Genomic DNA, 17,124 nt, shown 5'->3' with positions numbered 1-17,124 from the left:
GTCCGCACCGGCGGAGGCAGGCGCAGGCCGTTCGGGAACGCTCCAAAACGGCTCAGACGGCTGATCCGCTCTCGGCCACGGTGAGGAAGTCCTGCGCCATCGCGGGGATGCGCCTGCGCGTGTGCACCAGGGCGATGATGCGGCGCAGCGGCGGGTCCAGGGAGCGGACGACCAGCCCGGCCCTGAGGGCTTGGTCGGCCATCGTGCGGTAGCCGAGCAGGGACGCCGAGGCGGTGCGGACCGTGACGGGCCAGCCGCCGCGCTCGTCGGTCTCGGCGACCACGACCGGCCGCACGCCGTGGGTGGCGAACAGCTGCTCGAACTCCCGGCGCCGGGCGCTGCCGGGCTGGGGCAGGACGATGCGCATGCCGTTCAGGCGGCTCATCGCGACCGACCCGGGAAGGTCGAGGCCGGGCGGGGAGATGAGCACGATCTCCTGGCGTTCCAGGGGGTGGCTCACCAGGTCGGCCGGCACGGGCAGGTCGGTCAGGCCCAGGTCGGCGCGCTGCTCCCTGACCGCGTTCACCACGCCGTCGCGCCCGTCGCACCGGACGATCTGCACCCGCACCCCCGGGTGCTCGGAGACGTAGGCGGGCAGGAGCCGCCCGGCCAGCGCCGGCTCCAGGCTCGGCGGTGAGGCGACGCGCAGCTCGCCGGCGCCCGAATGGGTGTGCGTGGCCAGCGCCTCGATCTCGTGCACGGCGTCCAGCGCTTCCTTGGCGAGTTTGACGACGCGGCGTCCCTGCGCCGTCACGACCACTCCCCGGCCGGAACGCGCGAAAAGCGTCATGCCGAGTTCCCGTTCGAGGTCGCGAATCGCGCGGGAAAGCGCGGGCTGCGCGATGTAAAGCGATCGTGCCGCGTCGGTCATGGTGCGGTGCTCCGCAGTGGCGACCACATAACGCAGCTGCTGCAGATTCATGCATCGAAGCTAGGGCAGACCGGTCCGGCGATTCCGGACTATCGCAGAGATCACCTTGGATGATTTCAGAATGTAACCAGATACCGCGACATCCGTGACTACTGGGAATTGAGTACAGTTCTGCCCAAAATGATGCAGAATGTGGATCTTGTGACGGGGGAGAACGCTCGGTCTGGTGGGGCCGAGAAGGGGGCAGCCGGAAATGGCGAGTAACGGTCAGTATCCGAATCAATCGTCACCCGGCGGACGCCATCCGTATCCGCCTCCGCAAGAACCGGCATGGAACGGGCCGCCCGGCGGCTCCCCCGCCGCGCCGCCGCCCCCTCACCCGGAGGCCCCGGACGGCGGGTGGCAGCCCCGTGACTCCCGGCAGCCGCCTCCCGGCTACCCGCCCCAGGGGTACCCGCCGCAGGCGCCGCCGGGCTCGCGTCCGGCGCCCGGCGGCCCTCCCGCGCCGGGCCAGGGGCAGCCGCCGGGGCCGCAACAGCCGTACCGTCAGCCGTATCCGCCGCCGGGACCGGGGGCGCCGCCTCCGCAGGGCCCGCCGCATCCCGCCGCGCCGCCCCCGGGGGGCGGCCCGCATCCCGGAGGGGGACCGCATCCCGGCGGAGGACCGTATCCGGGAGGGGGCCCCTATCCCGGGGGAGGGCCATACCCCGGAGGAGGGCCGCACCCCGGAGGAGGGCAGTACCCGCCGGGTGGCGGCCAGGCGCCGTACGCGCCGGGCGGGCAGCCGCAGCCCACCGGCCGGCCACCGTTCCAGGGGACGCCTTCGTACCCGGGCGGCCAGGCGCCGTACCCGGGAGGGCAGGGGCCGCTGCCGTCGCCCTCGCCCGGGTGGACGCCGCCCGGGCCGCCCCGGGGACCGCACGGGCCCTACGGGCCGAACTGGCGCCCGCCCAAGCGCAAGTCCAGCGGCGCGGCCGTCGCCGGCGGCCTTCTCGGCGTGATCGCCGCGGTGTTCGTGCTGCTGGTGATCGGATCGGCGGCGTTGAAGAGCGCCCGGCACGCCGAGCCGCCCTCGCCGGTGGCGATCCCGACGTTCGCGGTTCCCACGTTCTCCCCGTACACCCCCAAGCCGTTCCCGACCTCGACCTCCGCCCCGACCTCCAACCCCCGGCCGACCAGGTCGTCCAGCGACTCCTCGACGTCCTCCGACACCGGCACCACGACCTCCCGGCCGCGGCTGAACACGACCCTGACCGGCAACACCCTCTACCGGGCCGGCAGCCTGCCGCGGACCGCCTGCCGGGCCACGTCGACCAACGTCTTCAACGACGCTCAGTTGAAGTCGCTGATCCTGAAGACGGGGCAGTGCATGAGCCGGACGTGGTCGGCCGCGCTCGGGCGGGTCGGCATCGACTTCGCGCCGCCGCACTACGCGATCACGGCGCGCGGCGGACGGGGCGCGTGCGGCGACTTCCCGCAGCGGGGCAGCATCGTCCCCTACTACTGCCCGCGCAACACGACGATCTACGCCTCGACGTCGGCGATGTCGCGTGGACGGGGCAACCAGCGCGGATACGGCTCGCTGTCGAGCTGGCACGGGGCGATCATCGGCATGATGGCCCACGAGTACGGCCACCACGTGCAGCAGTTGTCGGGGCTGGCGAACTCCTGGTGGAGCAAGACGCTGTCCTCGCGCACGCTGAGCGGCAGGCTGGCCCTGAGCCGCCGGTACGAGCTGCAGGCCAACTGCTTCAGCGGCATGTGGATGCGGTCGGTGGCCACCAGCTACCCGATCCCGCCGGTCCGCCGCAACAACCTGTTCTACTTCTTCTCCAACGTCGGCGACTGGCCGGGGTATCCGCGCGACCACGGCAGCCCGCCCAACAGCGGCCGGTGGTTCCGGCAGGGGTACGAGCGGACCAAGGCCTACCAGTGCAACACCTGGCTGGCCTCCTCCTCCTCGACCTCCTAGCCCGACGTCACGGTGGTCGGAGCGTCGAAGGCGGCCCTCCCGGCGCGGAAGCGGACCGACCGCGCCGGGAGGCCATGGACCCGCCGTCACGGGCGACCGTGCCGAGGGCCCGCGGATGGCCGCCGAACGGCTGTGGCTTCAGCTGCTTGTTACCGTCCGATTCCCCAATATTGGCTTTGCGTCAGTGATGTCCAGGTATGGGGGTTAGAATCCTGGGCATCCGTGAACCCGCGGGGGGCCAATGATGGGTTTCTCCTGGTTGACGGGAGAATTCCAACCGTCATGAGGGAGCACGTGTGACCACGCCTCTTGGCCGTACCGCGGGAGAGGCGGACGGGGACGGCTCCGGCCAACCCGCGCCGGCGAACGGCTCCGCGCCACCCGTCTCCCGAGAGGGCCACGCGCCACCGGCTTCCTCCGAAGAGCACAGGCGATCCGCTCCCGCCGAGGGCCGCGCCCGGACGAGGCCCGGCCGTGAGGGCGACCCGCAGGATCCGCCCGCCGGGGACTCCGGAGATCGGGCCTCCGCCGCGCAGGCCCCGGCCCGGCAGCCCGCCACGAACGCCGCAGGCCGGCCGGCCGCCACGGGCGCCCCGACCCGACCGCCCGCCACGGGTGCGCCGGGCCGGCCGGCCGCGGTGGCCGGCTCGACGGGGAGCACAGGCGGCTCCGCGCGGGACTCCGAGGAGCGCAAGGCGGCCCTCCCCCGCTTCGCCAAGCCCCCGACGACCGGCTCGGTCATCGGCTGGACATTGCTGTCCACCGTCGTCCCGGGCGCGGCGCACCTGCGGGCCGGTCAGCGGCGCACCGGGTTCATCCTGCTCGGCGTCTTCGGCGCCCTCCTGGCGGCCGCCGTGATCTTCGCGGTGGTCATCGACGCCAATCTGGGCCTGGCCGTCAAGGACGGCGTCTGGGTGACCATCGTGGTGGCCGCCACGATCGGCGCGCTCGCCTGGTTCGCCCTGGTCATCACCTCCTACATCGCCCTCGGCCCCGACCGGCTCCCGCAGTCGGGGCAGGTGATCTCGGGCATCGTGGTCGGCATCCTGTGCGTGGGCGTGATGGGGCCCTTCGCCCTCACGGCCGGAGGCATGCTGACCGTGCGGCAGACCACCAACGACATCTTCCAGCCCGAACCGGGCACGAGCGTGGCCCCCGTCAAGCAGGAGGACCCGTGGAACGGCCGCCGCAGGGTCAACTTCCTGCTCATCGGCGGTGACGCCGCGGGCGACCGCACGGGCGTGCGCACCGACAGCATGACGGTGGCCAGCGTCGACGTCCGCACCGGAAACTCGGTCATGTTCAGCCTGCCGCGCAACCTGCAGTTCGTGCACTTCCCCAAGGGCGACCCGCTCGCCGCGCGGTTCCCGAACGGGTTCACCGGCGACTCGGGCCAGGGCCTGCTCAACGAGGTCTGGCAGTACGCCGAGGACCACCTCGGCAAGGGCAGGGGCCCGCGCGAGCTCAAGAGCGCCATCGGCTACACCCTCGGGATCAAGGTCGACTACTACGCGATCGTCGACATGTACGGATTCGCCGCGCTCATCGACGCGATCGGCGGGCTGAAGATCCGCGTCGAGCAGGACATCAGGTGGGGCGGCCACTTCGGCACCGCGGGCACGATCAAGGCCGGGTACCAGCGGCTCGACGGCGAGCACGTGCTCTGGTACGGCCGCTCGCGGGTCGACAGCGACGACTTCTCGCGCATGTCCCGGCAGCGCTGCGTGATGGGCGCCCTGCTCAACCAGGCGACGCCCAGCGTGGTGCTCGCCAACTTCGGCAAGATCGCCACCGCGACGCGGCACCTGTTCCGCACCGACATCCCGCGCGACCTGCTGGAGCACCTCGTGCCGCTGGCGGTGAAGGTCAAGGACGCCAAGACCACCAGCCTGCAGTTCGTGCCGCCCACCATCTGGCCGGGCGCCGCCGACTGGGTGAAGATCCGGCGGCTCACCGCGCAGGCGGTCAAGGAGTCCGAGCGCACCGGGTCCGGCACCGTGGCCGCGGGCGCGACCGCCGCCGCGGCCGCGTCGGGGACCACCGGCGCGAGCGCGACGCCCTCCGGCGGCGGTTCCTCGGCGACGCCGTCCACCTCGCGCTCGGCGACGGCCCCCACTCCGGTGAGGACGCCGACGCCCAACCGGCAGAGCAAGGCGGCCGCCAAGAGCCTCAAGGAAGCCTGCGGTTTCTGACCCCCGCCGCTTCTGACGCCCGCCGTCGGCCACGCCCGGCCGGCGCGGGCGTCCGCCGATGCGACGACGGCCGTCCGCTTTCCGAGCGGACGGCCGTCGTGGCGGAGCAGGGGGCCCGGGCGCCTACAGGGCCCGGGCGGTGCGGGGCAGCAGGGCGAAGGCGCCCAGATAGAGCAGGCCGGCGACCACCAGGAGCCCCTCGTAGCCGATGACGAGCGAGAGGTACTCCAGGCACCCGCCGAGGATGGCGCCCAGCAGGTTGGCGCCGAAGGCGACCGTGGCGTCGGAGGTGTCGGCGAACCGCTTGGCGAACACGACGTTGGCCGCGAAGATGGGCAGGAAGGCGACCACCACCGCGCAGACCACCCGCAGCGGCACCGGCAGCCCGAGCAGCCAGGAGTTCGGCACCAGCGCGGCCAGCACCAGGCCGCCGAGCAGGATGGCGTACATCACCGGCAGCGGCGGCGTGCGGAAGCGCCGCGTCACCTCCACCGCGGCCAGCACCGCCACGAGCACCCCGGCGAAGACGATGGCGTTGACCACCCAGGTGGTGCCGAAAAGCAGCGCGAACCCGGTGACGTTCTTGGTCTCCAGCAGCAGAAACGACACCCCGAGCAGGAACAGGTCGGCGTAGGGGCGCATCCTGCGGAACGGCCCGGCGACCGCGCGCACCGCGACGACGCTGACCAGCAGGATCAGGCCGAGCGCGATCAGGTAGATGGACGGGATGTCGCGCCCGTGCAGGTAGAGGAAGGGGCGGTCGTCCACGGCCGGGGGCGGGGTGTCGGCCTTGGCGCCGGCCCATTCGGAGGCGCAGCGCTGGGCGTCCGCCGTGACGCCCGCGGTGATGACCGCCTGCTGCCCCGAGCCGACCTCGTCGACGCACGGCTTGTGGCCGAAGGCGGCCTGGGCGGTGGAGGCGAGCCGGTCGACCAGCCACTGCTCGCGGTAGTAGTTGTACATCGAGAACGCGCCGCCCGGCTTGAGGTGGTCGTGCGCGGCGCGCATGGCCTGCTGGGTGAACAGGTAGCTCTCCAGGCGCAGCGAACTCGCGCCGGACACCAGGGTGAGCGAGTCGGGCAGGGCGAACAGGATGAGGTCGTACTTCTTGTCGGTGCGTTCGAGGTAGGCGCGGCCGTCGGTGATGTGGGTGGTGACACGCGGGTCCTGGTAGGGCCGGTCGGGGTGGTAGACGCCGCCCAGCTCTCTCAGCTTGGGGTCGATCTCGACCGCGTCGACGTGCTTGGCGCCCTTGGACAGCGCGATGGCCACGTCGGTCCCGCTGCCCGCGCCGACGATGAGCACGTCGTCCAGGTTCGCCGCCGACGCCGCGCGCTCGTAGGGCAGGGCGTACTGGCGCTCCCACTGCAGGCGGGCGGCGGCGGGGATGGCCTGCTGGTGCGGGATGCCGTTGACCGCGATGTCCATGATCGGCACATCGCCGAGGAAGTGCTGCTGGTAGGTGACCTTGTAGTACGGCGACCACAGCGCGCCCGTGGTGAAGGTCTCCACCGCCAGGGCCGCGATGACGACCAGGGAGGGGAAGGTGACCAACCCCAGGTAGCGGCCGATGGAGCGCGGCCGCAGCAGGACGCCGTAGGCGCAGGCGGCGATGATGCCCCAGGCGGCCGGCGGCGCGCTCGCCAGCGACAACAGCGAGAACATGGCGATGCCGGTGAGGCTGCCGATCAGGTCGTAGCGGTAGGCCTCCAGCCGGGGCAGCTCGGGGAAGCATCGGCCGACCAGCTCGGCCGGCCCCATGAGCACCAGCGCCGCGGCGGCGAACACCACCGGCAGGATGGCCCAGGCGGGAGGGCCGCTGGTGGACAGGCTGGTGAAGTACAGCACGCCTTCGGTCTGGCGGTCCACGGTGACCGGGAAGTAGAAGACGATCAGCACCAGCGCGGCCAGGACGACCGGCGAGTAGTACGGCTGCCTCGTGGAGCGGCCGACGCGCAGGAAGCCCAGCCCGATGCCGAGGAACGAGCCGAGCAGCACGAAGTTGGTGAAGTAGCTGAGGTGGACGATGTTGGACCCCGTCCAGCGGATCAGCGCCAGTTCGAGGAACAGCATGAAGGCGCTGGCCACGATCAGTCGGGCACGGACGGGGATCCAGTGCTCTCCCGTCGCTCCGGAACCGGGACGGGATGGGGTATCTACCTCGGCGATCACGGGTCTCAAGGTAGTCAACCCCCGCCCTCCGCGAAAGCCTTACGCGCCACCGGACCGCCACCGGCCGCCGGCCCGTGCATCCGCGCGGCGGCGGCGCAGCTCGCCGGCCCCGGCACGGCCCTCGGCCCGCATACCCGCTGAACGTTTCCCGTCCACCCGCATCCGCGCGCCGCCGCGCGCCCGAAGCCCCGGCCCGAGAGGTGCCGCCGGGCGGTGGGAGGTGGCGAGGGCCGGGTGGCGGAAATTGGTTCGGCGAATCGCGGGGAATGCGGGGAGACACGGTATTTCTGCTGGTGGACGGGGGTGTCGTGGATACAGGAATGTGGTGGTGTCACGACTTGGCGATCTCAAGGTGGTGTCCTCATGCGGGTCCTGATCCAGCTCCGTCCCTCGCCCGACGTGGTCGCCGCCGTCGCGGCGCCCGACCTCACCGCCACCACCGCGGACGTCACCGACGGCCTCCCCGGGGTCGCGCTGGACCACTCCTTCACCCCCGTCGCCCTCCCCCGCGCCCACCCCGCCTCCGCCGGCGGCGACCCGCTGTCGCTGCACCAGCCGCTGGTGTTCTCCCTGGCGCCGGAGGAGGCGTCGGTCCTGGTCCGGGGCGAGATCGCCGACGACGAGAGCTCGGCGCGCATGGCGCTGCTGCCCGGCCGCGGCCGCGACGTCGTGGGCGTCTACGCCGACCCGCTCATCGAGACCAGCCTCACCTGCGGCGGCAGCCCGCCCGTCGGCACCTGGCAGGACGTGGCCCGCCTGCTGCGGGTGCCCGAGCTGCACGCCGAGGGCTACGACGGCGCCGGCGTGGCGCTCGCCGTCTGCGACACCGGCGTCAACGCCGCCCACGTGCGCGACCACCTCGGCAAGGACGTCACGGTCGACCGCGGGCGGAGCTGGAACCCCTCCGGCGTCACCGGCGAGCCGGGCGGGTTCGCGGTGGACCACGGCACGATGTGCGCCTTCGACACGCTGATCGCCGCGCCGCGCGCCACGCTGGTCGACGTGCCGATCCTGCTGTCGCGGCGGCAGGGCGGCACGGTCATGGACGGCCTGCTGTCGGACGCGGTGGCGGCCTTCGCCCACCTGCGCGCGGTCCTGGACGCCCAGCCCGCCGACTCCCGCGCGCTGGTCGTCAGCAACAGCTGGGGCTCGTTCTCCCCGCTGTGGGACCTGCCGCCCGGGCAGCCGGGCAACTACTCCGACAACGCGGCCCACCCGTTCAACATCATCGTCGGCAGCCTGGAGCAGGCCGGGGCGGACATCCTGTTCGCGGCGGGCAACTGCGGCGCCGAATGCAAGGACCGGCGGTGCGCCTATCCGGGCCGTCCCATCGTGGGCGCCAACTCCCATCCGCAGGTGCTGTCGGTCGGCGGGGTCGACACCAACGGCGAACGGGTGGGGTACTCCTCCCAGGGCCCGGGGCGGCTCAGCGACCGCAAGCCCGACGTCTGCGCGTACACGCACTTCGCCGGGTCCAAGGCGTTCGGCGACGACGTCCCCGACTCGGGCACCTCGGCGGCCTGCCCGGTCGCCGCGGGCCTGGTGGCCGCGATCCGCACGCGCTGGCCGGCCTCGCGCATCTCCCCGAGCCAGTTGCGCACCCTGCTGCACCGCACCGCCGAGGACCGCAGCACCGTGGGCTTCGACTATGACTACGGGTACGGCGTCGCCGACGCCGCAGCGCTGGTCGCGGCGCTGCGCCGCCGGGCGGAGCGTCACCGGCTGTGACGAGACGGGGGCGGCGTGTACGGGCGGGGCGGGGACGCGTAGCGTGGGCCGCATGGTCCTGGTCACCTTGGAGCTGCCGCCGGCGGAGGCGACCCTCGAGGGAGCCATGCGCAGGCTCGGCCTGAGCGAGGAGGAGGTGGACACCGCCTACGGGCTGGTGCCGCTCGACCCGGGCCAGGGGCTTTACGCCGTGCGCGTCACCGAGCAGGCGGGCCAGCGCGTCACTCCGCCCGGCGAGGGCCCCTTCGCCGATCCCCCGATCGAGCCGTACGGCCCGCCCCACTGATCCACGGCGCCTTCCTGGGCCTCCCGCCCGGCGGGGGGGCGCCATCGGTCTCGTCCGAACCCCTCCGGCCCCGGCTGCGGGGCGCCGTCCCCACCGGAGACAGGGCGGTCGTCGCGCGCCGCCCGATGACGGCGCCGGCGCCGGGCGGGACACGGGCGTGGCCGCGCACGCTCTAGGATCTTGCGCATTCCGGTCCATGAACCTCTGGAGTGCTCACCCCTATGCGTGAACGTGTCCGCCGTGTCATCGAGTCGGCGTGGTTCCAGCGCGCGATCATCGTCGTGATCGTGGTCAACGCGGCGACCCTGGGGGTGGAGACCTCGCCGGAGGCGACGGCGGCGTACGGCTCGGTGCTGCACGTGGTGGACCACGCCGCGCTGTACGTGTTCGTCGCCGAGCTGCTGGCGAAGATGTACGTCTACCGGGCGCGGTTCGTGCTGGACCCGTGGAACCTGTTCGACACGGTGATCGTGGCCGTGTCGTTCCTGCCGACGGCGGGCGGGCTGTCGGTGCTGCGCGCGCTGCGCATCCTGCGCGCGCTGCGGCTGATCTCGGTGGTGCCGAGCCTGCGCCGCGTGGTGGCGGCCCTGCTCACGGCGATCCCGGGGATGACCTCGATCGCCATGCTGCTCGGGCTGGTGCTCTACGTGGCCTCGGTGATGGGCACCAAGCTGTACGGCGCGACGGCGCCCGAGTACTTCGGCGACCTGCCGACGTCGCTGTTCACGCTGTTCCAGGTGATGACCGGGGACGGCTGGTCGGACATCAACCGGCGCGTCATGGAGCAGCACCCGTCGGCATGGGCGTTCTTCGTGGTGTTCGTTCTGATCTGCACCTTCGTCGTGCTGAACCTGTTCATCGCCGTGGTGGTGAGCGCGATGGAGGAGGAGCACCAGCGCGAGCGCGACGAGAGCCCCGCCCAGGCCCCGGACGAGGCGGTCCAGGGCATCGCCGGCCCCGTGGCGCGATCCCAGGGCACGGGGGATGACGCCGTCGCGGGGGTGGCCGCCGAGCTGGCCGCGCTGCGCGCCGAGATCGCGGCGCTCCGCGCGGCCCTCCCCTCTCGCGAGGACGCCCCCACCCTGCGCTGACAGCGCACTCCTGACGCCGAGCGCCACGCCGGCCACTCCTGACGCCGAGCGCCACGTGGGCGCGCCGGCCCCGCGCCGAGCGGTGTGCCCGGCCGTGCCCTGCCGCGCGGCTCAGCGGGAGTAGTGCTCGACGACGAGTTGCTCGTCGACCGGGACGCGCACCTGCGCGCGTTCCGGCGTGGCGAGCAGCGTGAAGCGCAGTTGCCTCAGGTCGGTCTCCAGGTACGGCGCGGTGATCTCGTCGGCGTACACGCCCTCGGCGGCGGCCACGAACGGCTGCATGCCGCGCGACCTCTCGCGCACGGCGACGGTCTGGCCGGGCCGCACCAGATAGCTGGGAATGTCGACCTTGCGGCCGTCGACGGCGATGTGGCCGTGGGTGACGTACTGGCGGGCCGCGTAGATGGACGGGGCGAGGCCGGCCCGCAGCACCAGGGAGGCCAGGCGGGACTCCAGCAGCGTCACCAGCTCGGCGCCCGAACGCCCGGGCCGGCGCAGCGCGAGGGCCCAGTACCTGCGCATCTGCCGCTCGGACACGTCGTAGTACCAGCGGAGCTTCTGCTTCTCCATCTGGCGCAGCCCGTAGTCGCCGGCGGTGCGGCGGCTGGTCTTGCGGCCGTGCTCGCCGGGCGGGTAGGGCCGCTGTTCGAAATAGCGCACGGCCTTGCGGGTCAGGGGGACGCCCGCGCGGCGGGACAGGCGGACCTTGGGTCCGGTGTAGCGCATGTCGACCTCGCTGTGGTTAGGTAAGCCTTAGTTAGGCAACCCTAACCATAGTCGAAGGGGCGGCGCCACCGCCGCCTCCCGCCCCGGCGCGTGACGCATCGCCAAGCGTCGTGCGCCGCCCGTGCGAACCGAGGAGCCGACGCCCATGCATGTGAAGGTGCCCCCGATTCCCGAGCGCGTCCGCGGTCTCGCCGGCGCCGCCGCGCCCACCCATGTGTCGCTGGACGGCTCGGCCGGGCCCGCCCGGGGCTGCGTCGACGGCACGGGCCGGCCGCTGCTGCTGGTCAAGCCCGGCGAGGCCCTGCACGGCCTGCGCGCAGGGGACGACGCCGTGGTGACCGTGGACCTGTCGGCGACCCGGACCCTGGCCGGGGTCGAGTACCCGCGCGGCCTGCTGAAGGTGCAGGGATGGGCGCAGGCGGTGCCGCCCGAGAGCCTGCGGGAGGCCGCCGTGAGGGTGTCCGCCCGATGCCCGGACGAGGCGCTGTTCGCCGCCGTGGAGGGCGATCCGGCCGGCCCGCGCCTGTTCCGCGTCGACGTCGGCTACGTGATCTACCTGACCGGCCGGGAGTCGGGGATGCTGGACGCCGAGGAGTACCTGGCCGCCGGCCCCGGCCCGGTGCACGACGCGGCCGAGCGGATGCTCCGCCACGTGAACGAGGCGCACCGCGAGCAGCTCGCGCGGGCGGTCCGGACGCTGACGGGCGAGCCGGTGCGCGAGCCGTGGCTGTGGGAGCTCGACCGCTACGGCGCGACGGTGCGCTCGGACTCCGTGGACACGACGTTCATCCGGATCCCCTGGCCGGCGCCGGTCGAAGGGGCGCATGAGCTGGAGCGGGCACTGAGCCTGCTGCTGTGCCCGCGCTGACCCCCTCGATGGCGGCGTCCACCGCCTCGGGCGCCAGTATGTGGTCGATGACCATGAGGGCGCAGCCGGTGATGCCCGCGCTCTGGCCGAGGCGGCTGCGCTCGATGCGCAGACTGCGGGTGGACAGCGCCGTCGAGCGCCGGTAGACGACCTCGCGCACCCCCGACACCAGCGGCTGGAAGCGCTCGGCGACGTCGCCGCCGAGCACCACCACGGCCGGGTTGAGCAGGTTGACCGCGCTCGCGATCACCTCGCCGAGCAGCCGTCCCGCCCTGCGCACCACGGTCATCGTCTCGGCGTCCCCCGCGCGCACCAGCGCGACGACGTCCGACAGCGAGTCGACGTCGCGCCCGCTCGCCCGCAGGTCGCGCAGAATGGCCGTGCCGCTGGCCACCGAGTCGACGCAGTCGACGTTGCCGCACCGGCACAGCACTCCCCCGCCGTCGCGGACGGGGATGTGGCCGATCTCCCCCGCCGCGCCGAGCGCGCCGCGCAGGATCTCGCCGCCGGCGACCACCCCCGCGCCGATGCGGGTGGACACCTTGACGAACAGCAGGTCGGAGACCTCCGGCGCGTACGCCTCGCGGTACTCGCCCATCGCGATGACGTTGACGTCGTTGTCCACGAAGACCGGCACGGGGTAGCGGGCGGAGATGACCGGCGGGATCACCACGCCGGTCCAGCTCGCCATGACGCGGGCGCTCTCGGTGCGGCCGGCCGCGAACTCGACGGTGGCCGGGACGCCGAGGCCGACGCCCTTGACCGACGACATCGGGCGGCCTTCCAGCAGGTCGGCCCACACGTCCATCAGCAGGGGCAGCACCACGTCGGGGCCGCGCTCGACGTCGATCTCCAGATCGGTGCGGGCCAGCTCGCGACCGGCCAGGTCGCACAGGGCGATCTGGGTGCGGCTGGCGCCGAGGGAGGCGACCAGGACGACGCCCCCGGTGGCGTTGAAGGCGAGCCGGGCCGGCGGGCGGCCTCCGGTGGACGGCCCGTCGGTGTGCTCCACCACCAGGCCGTGGTCGAGCAGCCCCGCGACCCGCAGTGCCACGGCGGGACGGGAGAGCCCGGTGATCCGCCCGATGTCGGCCCGGGTCACGGCCTCGCCGCTGCGGATGAGGTGGAGCACCTCACCGCCGCTGGCGAGCGTGGAAGCTGATCGTCGACCCACCGGGCAAGTCAATCACACCTCTTTTGTAATCCAAAATTCCTAAGTTCCTCATCTCAAATGGCAGAACTGTGGTTGTGGGAGACCAAAGATCGGGCTAGTGTCCGTTCTGTCCCGCCTTGGTCGATCTATGGAGCCGCTCCCGTGTCTGCTGATCCAGCACCCACGTCACCTGCCGTGCACCGCACCGTCCAAGAGGTCACCGAGCGGCTCGTCGAGCGCAGCGCCCGTACCCGAGCGGCCTATCTGCGCCGCGTCGCGGCCGCGGCCGAGGAGGCCTACGAGCGAGGCCCCGCCCGCGCCGGGCTCGGCTGCGCCAACCTCGCCCACGGCTTCGCCGCCTGCTCCCCCGGCGACAAGCTGGTCCTGCGCGGCGCCGAACGCCCCGGCGTCGCGATCGTCACCTCCTACAACGACATGCTCTCGGCGCACCAGCCGTTCGAGACCTACCCGCCGGTCCTCAAGGACGCCGTGCGCGAGGCGGGCGGGGTCGCCCAGGTCGCCGGCGGGGTCCCCGCGATGTGCGACGGCGTCACCCAGGGCCGCGCCGGCATGGAGCTGTCGCTCTACAGCCGCGAGGTCATCGCCATGTCCACGGCGATCGCCCTGTCGCACGACATGTTCGACGCGTCGCTGCTGCTCGGCGTCTGCGACAAGATCGTCCCGGGCCTGCTGATCGGCGCCCTGCACTTCGGGCATCTGCCCGCCATCTTCGTCCCCGCCGGGCCCATGCCGTCCGGCCTGCCGAACAAGGTCAAGGCGCGCGCCCGGCAGTCGTTCGCCGAAGGCAAGATCGGGCGCGGCGAGATGCTCGACGCCGAGGCCAAGTCCTACCACTCCCCCGGCACCTGCACCTTCTACGGCACCGCCAACTCCAACCAGGTGCTCATGGAGGTCATGGGCCTGCACCTGCCCGGCGCGACCTTCGTCAACCCCGGCACCGAACTGCGCGACGGCCTCACCCGCGCCGCGGCCCGGCGCGCCGTCGAGATCACCGCGCACGGCGAGGAGTACACCCCGGTCGCGCACGTGGTCGACGAGAAGGCGCTGGTCAACGCCGCCGTCGCGCTGCTGGCCACCGGCGGCTCCACCAACCACACCATGCACCTGGTCGCCATCGCCGCCGCGGCCGGCGTCGAACTGCTGTGGGACGACCTCGCCGCCCTGTCCCGCGTGGTCCCCCTGCTGACCCGCATGTACCCCAACGGGCAGGCCGACGTGAACCACTTCCACGCGGCGGGCGGCATGCAGGCCCTCATCGGCGACCTGCTGGACAACGGGCTGCTCCACCAGGACGTGCTCACCGTCGCCGGCCGCGGCCTCGGCCTGTACCGCAGCGGCGCGGAGCTCAAGGAGGGCCAGGTCGTCTGGGAGGAGCGCCCGTCGGTCAGCGCCGACCTCGACGTGCTGCGCCCGGCGGCCGAGCCGTTCTCCGCCGACGGCGGCATCCACATGGTCAGCGGGAACCTCGGCCGCGCCGTCAGCAAGGTCTCGGCGGTCAAGCCCGAGCACTTGGTGATCGAGGCGCCGGCGAAGGTGTTCGACGACCAGGCCGAACTGATGGCCGCCTTCCAGGAGGGCGCGCTGGACGGGCAGGACTTCGTCGCCGTCATCCGCTACCAGGGGCCGAGCGCCAACGGGATGCCCGAGCTGCACAAACTGACGCCACCGCTCGCGGTCCTGCTGGACCGGGGACAACGCGTCGCGCTGGTCACCGACGGCCGGATGTCCGGAGCGTCGGGCAAGGTGCCGGCCGCCATCCACCTGTCGCCCGAGGCGGCCGACGGCGGCCCGATCGCCCTGGTCCGCGACGGCGACCTGGTCCGGCTCGACTCGGCCGCCGGGACGCTCGACGTGCTGGTCCCCGCCGAGGAGCTGGCCGCCCGAACGCCGCAGGGCCGGCCTCTGCGGGACGACGAGTGGGTGGGCACCGGGCGCGAGCTGTTCGCCGCGTTCCGCCGCGCCGCCGCCCCCGCGGACCGCGGCGCCGGCATCTTCGCCATCAGCGGCGCCGAAGGCGCCGGCACCCCGCTCCCGGCCGGCGGCGCTCTCCGGACGGGTGCAGGGCACCCGGCGGGCGACGTGCTCGTGGCCGGTGACGCGACCGCGACGGGCGACGTGCTCGTGGCCGGCGGCGCGCCTCCGGCGGCCGGGAACGCCGCGGCTTCGGGGGCCGGCGGCGTTCCCGGCCGCCGGGAGGCGCGGGCATGAGCGCCGCGCCTACCCCCGGGCACCCGTGGCTGGTCGCCGACATCGGCGGCACCAACGCCCGCTTCGGGCTCCTCACGCGGCCGGGCGGACGTCCCGGACGGATCGCGGTGCTCCCCGTGGCCGAGTTCGACGGCCTCGCGGCGGCGGTGGAGCACTACCTGACCCACCACGGCGGCGGCGTGCGGGCGGCCGCCGCGTCCCTCGCCATCGCCGGGCCGGTCCACGCCGACCGCTACCGGCTGACCAACGCCTCCTGGTCCGGCTCGGTCTCGGGCCTCGGCATCGCGCACGTGGAACTGCTCAACGACTTCGAGGCCCTCGCGCTGGCCCTGCCCCACCTGGGCGCCGGCGAGCTGGCCTCACTCGGCGGCCCCGAGCCCGCCCCGTACATGGTCAAGGCGGTGCTCGGCCCCGGCACCGGGCTGGGCGTCGCCGGACTGGTGCCCGCGCGCAGCGGCTGGGTGCCGGTTCCGGGCGAGGGCGGGCACGTCTCGGCGCCGGTCGTCACCGACCTGGAGTTCGAGATCGTCCGGGCGCTGCGCGCCGACGGCATGAGCTTCGTGGACGCCGAGCACCTGCTGTCCGGGCCCGGCCTCGTGCGCCTCCGCCACGGGCTCGCGCTCGTCGAGGGCACCCCCGTCGCCCCGCTTCCGGCCTCCGAGATCGTGGCCCGGCTGGACGACTCGCTGTGCGCGCGTACCGTTGAGGTGTTCTGCGGGCTCCTGGGAAGCTTCGCGGCCAACGTCGCCCTGACGCTGGGAGCGCACGGCGGGGTGTACCTCGGGGGTGGGATCGTGCCGCGGATGGTGAACCGCATCAACGGCAGCGACTTCCGCCGCAGGTTCGAGGCCAACCTGGTCCTGTCGGGCTATCTCACCGGCATCGCGACCACCGCGATCGTGGCGGAGCAACCCGCCCTGACCGGCGCCGCCGCCTGGCTCGCCCAGCGGATGTCCGGCCTCGACACCCCGGCCGTCCCCTCTTCTCCCCGGCCGGCCCCGGCCGGCCCCGTGAACTCCCCCGCCCCGTCCCGGCCATCCGGCGCCGGCACCGCGGACGCCTCCGCACCGTCCCCGCCATCCTCGTCCGGCATCGCGGACGCCGCCTCGCAGGCGTCCCACGAAGCAAGGAGCACCGCCTCGTGAGCATCCTCGACCTCGCCCCCGTCGTCCCGGTCGTCGTGATCGACCGGGTGGAGACCGCGGTCCCTCTCGCGCGGGCGCTGGTGGCGGGCGGCCTCCCCGCCATCGAGGTCACTCTGCGCACCCCGTGCGCTCTGGAGGCGATCGCCCGGATCGCGGCGGAGGTCCCGGACGCCGTCATCGGCGCCGGCACCGTGCGGACGCCCGCCGACGTGACGGCGTCGGCCGAGGCGGGCGCGCGTTTCCTGGTGAGCCCCGGCGGCACGCCCGCCCTGCTGGAGGCGATGCTCGGCAGCGGCGTGCCGTTCCTGCCGGGCGCCTCCACCGCCTCGGAGGTCATGGCCCTGGCCGAGCGCGGCCTGACCGAGCTGAAGTTCTTCCCGGCGGTGCCCGCCGGCGGCATTCCCTACCTCAAGGCGCTCGCCGGGCCGCTCCCCGAGGTGCGCTTCTGCCCGACGGGCGGCATCCGGCCCGAGACCGCGGCCGAGTTCCTGGCGTTGCCGAACGTCGGCTGCGTCGGCGGCACCTGGCTGACCCCCGCCGACGCGCTGGCCACCGGCGACTACGCCCGCGTGGAGAAACTCGCCGCCGAGGCCGCCGCCCTGCGCCCCTCATCCCGGCCATAACATGACCGCCGACTCCATATGGCGAACCGGCCGTTGAGCGAGGCTGTGGCGCGGGTGTGGCGAAGCCT

The 17,124-nt window shown here is 73.4% G+C and carries 13 protein-coding genes; 9 read left to right on the top strand and 4 right to left on the bottom strand.

The features are described from left to right. Nucleotides 1-52 precede the first annotated feature (52 nt). The gene (locus ACFQSB_RS13680; RefSeq protein WP_354924346.1) at nt 53-922 is read right to left on the bottom strand and encodes a LysR family transcriptional regulator; all 870 of its coding nucleotides are present in this window, start codon (nt 920-922) and stop codon (nt 53-55) included. A 946-nt stretch (nt 923-1,868) separates the two neighbouring features. Between ACFQSB_RS13680 and ACFQSB_RS13675 the strand changes: the two genes are divergently transcribed. Both ACFQSB_RS13675 and ACFQSB_RS13670 read left to right on the top strand, forming a co-directional pair. After that, nucleotides 1,869-2,843, top strand: a complete 975-nt coding sequence (locus tag ACFQSB_RS13675; protein ID WP_354924347.1) for a neutral zinc metallopeptidase — start codon at nt 1,869-1,871, stop codon at nt 2,841-2,843. Between the two features lie 638 nt (nt 2,844-3,481). Further along, nucleotides 3,482-5,035 carry an LCP family protein gene (locus tag ACFQSB_RS13670; RefSeq protein ID WP_380826712.1) on the top strand — a complete coding sequence of 518 codons (1,554 nt, stop codon included), beginning with the start codon at nt 3,482-3,484 and terminating at the stop codon, nt 5,033-5,035. A 123-nt stretch (nt 5,036-5,158) separates the two neighbouring features. Here the strand turns inward: ACFQSB_RS13670 and ACFQSB_RS13665 are convergent, their stop codons facing one another. After that, complete coding sequence (locus tag ACFQSB_RS13665) at nt 5,159-7,207, bottom strand: spermidine synthase (RefSeq protein WP_380826711.1); 2,049 nt, start codon at nt 7,205-7,207, stop codon at nt 5,159-5,161. Between the two features lie 363 nt (nt 7,208-7,570). Between ACFQSB_RS13665 and ACFQSB_RS13660 the strand changes: the two genes are divergently transcribed. The 3 genes from ACFQSB_RS13660 (at nt 7,571) to ACFQSB_RS13650 (ending at nt 10,312) form a co-directional block, all read left to right on the top strand. Further along, the gene (locus ACFQSB_RS13660) at nt 7,571-8,935 is read left to right on the top strand and encodes a S8 family peptidase (protein WP_380826709.1); all 1,365 of its coding nucleotides are present in this window, start codon (nt 7,571-7,573) and stop codon (nt 8,933-8,935) included. 52 nt (nt 8,936-8,987) lie between these two features. Beyond that, nucleotides 8,988-9,221, top strand: coding sequence for a hypothetical protein (locus tag ACFQSB_RS13655; RefSeq protein ID WP_380826708.1), 234 nt, complete (start codon nt 8,988-8,990; stop codon nt 9,219-9,221). A 221-nt stretch (nt 9,222-9,442) separates the two neighbouring features. Next, complete coding sequence (locus ACFQSB_RS13650; protein ID WP_380826707.1) at nt 9,443-10,312, top strand: ion transporter; 870 nt, start codon at nt 9,443-9,445, stop codon at nt 10,310-10,312. A gap of 111 nt (nt 10,313-10,423) precedes the next feature. Here ACFQSB_RS13650 and rpsD read toward each other — a convergent pair whose 3' ends face one another. Next, nucleotides 10,424-11,038, bottom strand: coding sequence for a 30S ribosomal protein S4 (gene rpsD, locus ACFQSB_RS13645; RefSeq protein ID WP_380826705.1), 615 nt, complete (start codon nt 11,036-11,038; stop codon nt 10,424-10,426). Nucleotides 11,039-11,183: 145 nt separating this feature from the next. Between rpsD and ACFQSB_RS13640 the strand changes: the two genes are divergently transcribed. Next, entirely contained in the window at nt 11,184-11,906 is a 723-nt protein-coding gene (locus ACFQSB_RS13640; RefSeq protein WP_380826704.1) for a DUF2470 domain-containing protein, read from the top strand. Here the strand turns inward: ACFQSB_RS13640 and ACFQSB_RS13635 are convergent. Further along, nucleotides 11,824-13,080 carry an ROK family transcriptional regulator gene (locus tag ACFQSB_RS13635; RefSeq protein ID WP_354924369.1) on the bottom strand — a complete coding sequence of 419 codons (1,257 nt, stop codon included), beginning with the start codon at nt 13,078-13,080 and terminating at the stop codon, nt 11,824-11,826. The two genes, ACFQSB_RS13640 and ACFQSB_RS13635, sit on opposite strands and share 83 nt — an antisense overlap. Nucleotides 13,081-13,221: 141 nt before the next feature. Between ACFQSB_RS13635 and edd the strand changes: the two genes are divergently transcribed. The 3 genes from edd to eda are packed head-to-tail and all read left to right on the top strand — an operon-like array spanning nt 13,222 to nt 17,056. Further along, entirely contained in the window at nt 13,222-15,288 is a 2,067-nt protein-coding gene (gene edd / locus ACFQSB_RS13630) for a phosphogluconate dehydratase (RefSeq protein ID WP_380826702.1), read from the top strand. Beyond that, complete coding sequence (locus tag ACFQSB_RS13625; protein WP_380826699.1) at nt 15,285-16,433, top strand: glucokinase; 1,149 nt, start codon at nt 15,285-15,287, stop codon at nt 16,431-16,433. Before edd ends, ACFQSB_RS13625 begins: the two co-directional genes overlap by 4 nt. Continuing rightward, a complete protein-coding gene (gene eda / locus ACFQSB_RS13620; RefSeq protein WP_380826698.1) occupies nt 16,430-17,056 on the top strand; it encodes a bifunctional 4-hydroxy-2-oxoglutarate aldolase/2-dehydro-3-deoxy-phosphogluconate aldolase in 627 nt (208 codons plus the stop codon). Before ACFQSB_RS13625 ends, eda begins: the two co-directional genes overlap by 4 nt. Nucleotides 17,057-17,124: the final 68 nt, after the last annotated feature.

Source organism: Sphaerisporangium rhizosphaerae (assembly GCF_042665155.1).
Classification (GTDB): Bacteria; Actinomycetota; Actinomycetes; order Streptosporangiales; family Streptosporangiaceae; genus Sphaerisporangium; species Sphaerisporangium rhizosphaerae.
Note: the sequence above shows the minus strand (reverse complement) of the source record. Positions and strands in the feature narration are given on the sequence as shown.

Bases quoted from the DNA above. Each gene is read 5' to 3' on its own strand.
- rpsD (WP_380826705.1), bottom strand. From the start codon at position 11,038: ATGCGCTACACCGGACCCAAGGTCCGCCTGTCCCGCCGCGCGGGCGTC.
- ACFQSB_RS13680 (WP_354924346.1), bottom strand. From the start codon at position 922: ATGAATCTGCAGCAGCTGCGTTATGTGGTCGCCACTGCGGAGCACCGC.
- ACFQSB_RS13655 (WP_380826708.1), top strand. From the start codon at position 8,988: ATGGTCCTGGTCACCTTGGAGCTGCCGCCGGCGGAGGCGACCCTCGAG.
- ACFQSB_RS13650 (WP_380826707.1), top strand. From the start codon at position 9,443: ATGCGTGAACGTGTCCGCCGTGTCATCGAGTCGGCGTGGTTCCAGCGC.
- ACFQSB_RS13625 (WP_380826699.1), top strand. From the start codon at position 15,285: ATGAGCGCCGCGCCTACCCCCGGGCACCCGTGGCTGGTCGCCGACATC.
- ACFQSB_RS13640 (WP_380826704.1), top strand. From the start codon at position 11,184: ATGCATGTGAAGGTGCCCCCGATTCCCGAGCGCGTCCGCGGTCTCGCC.
- ACFQSB_RS13660 (WP_380826709.1), top strand. From the start codon at position 7,571: ATGCGGGTCCTGATCCAGCTCCGTCCCTCGCCCGACGTGGTCGCCGCC.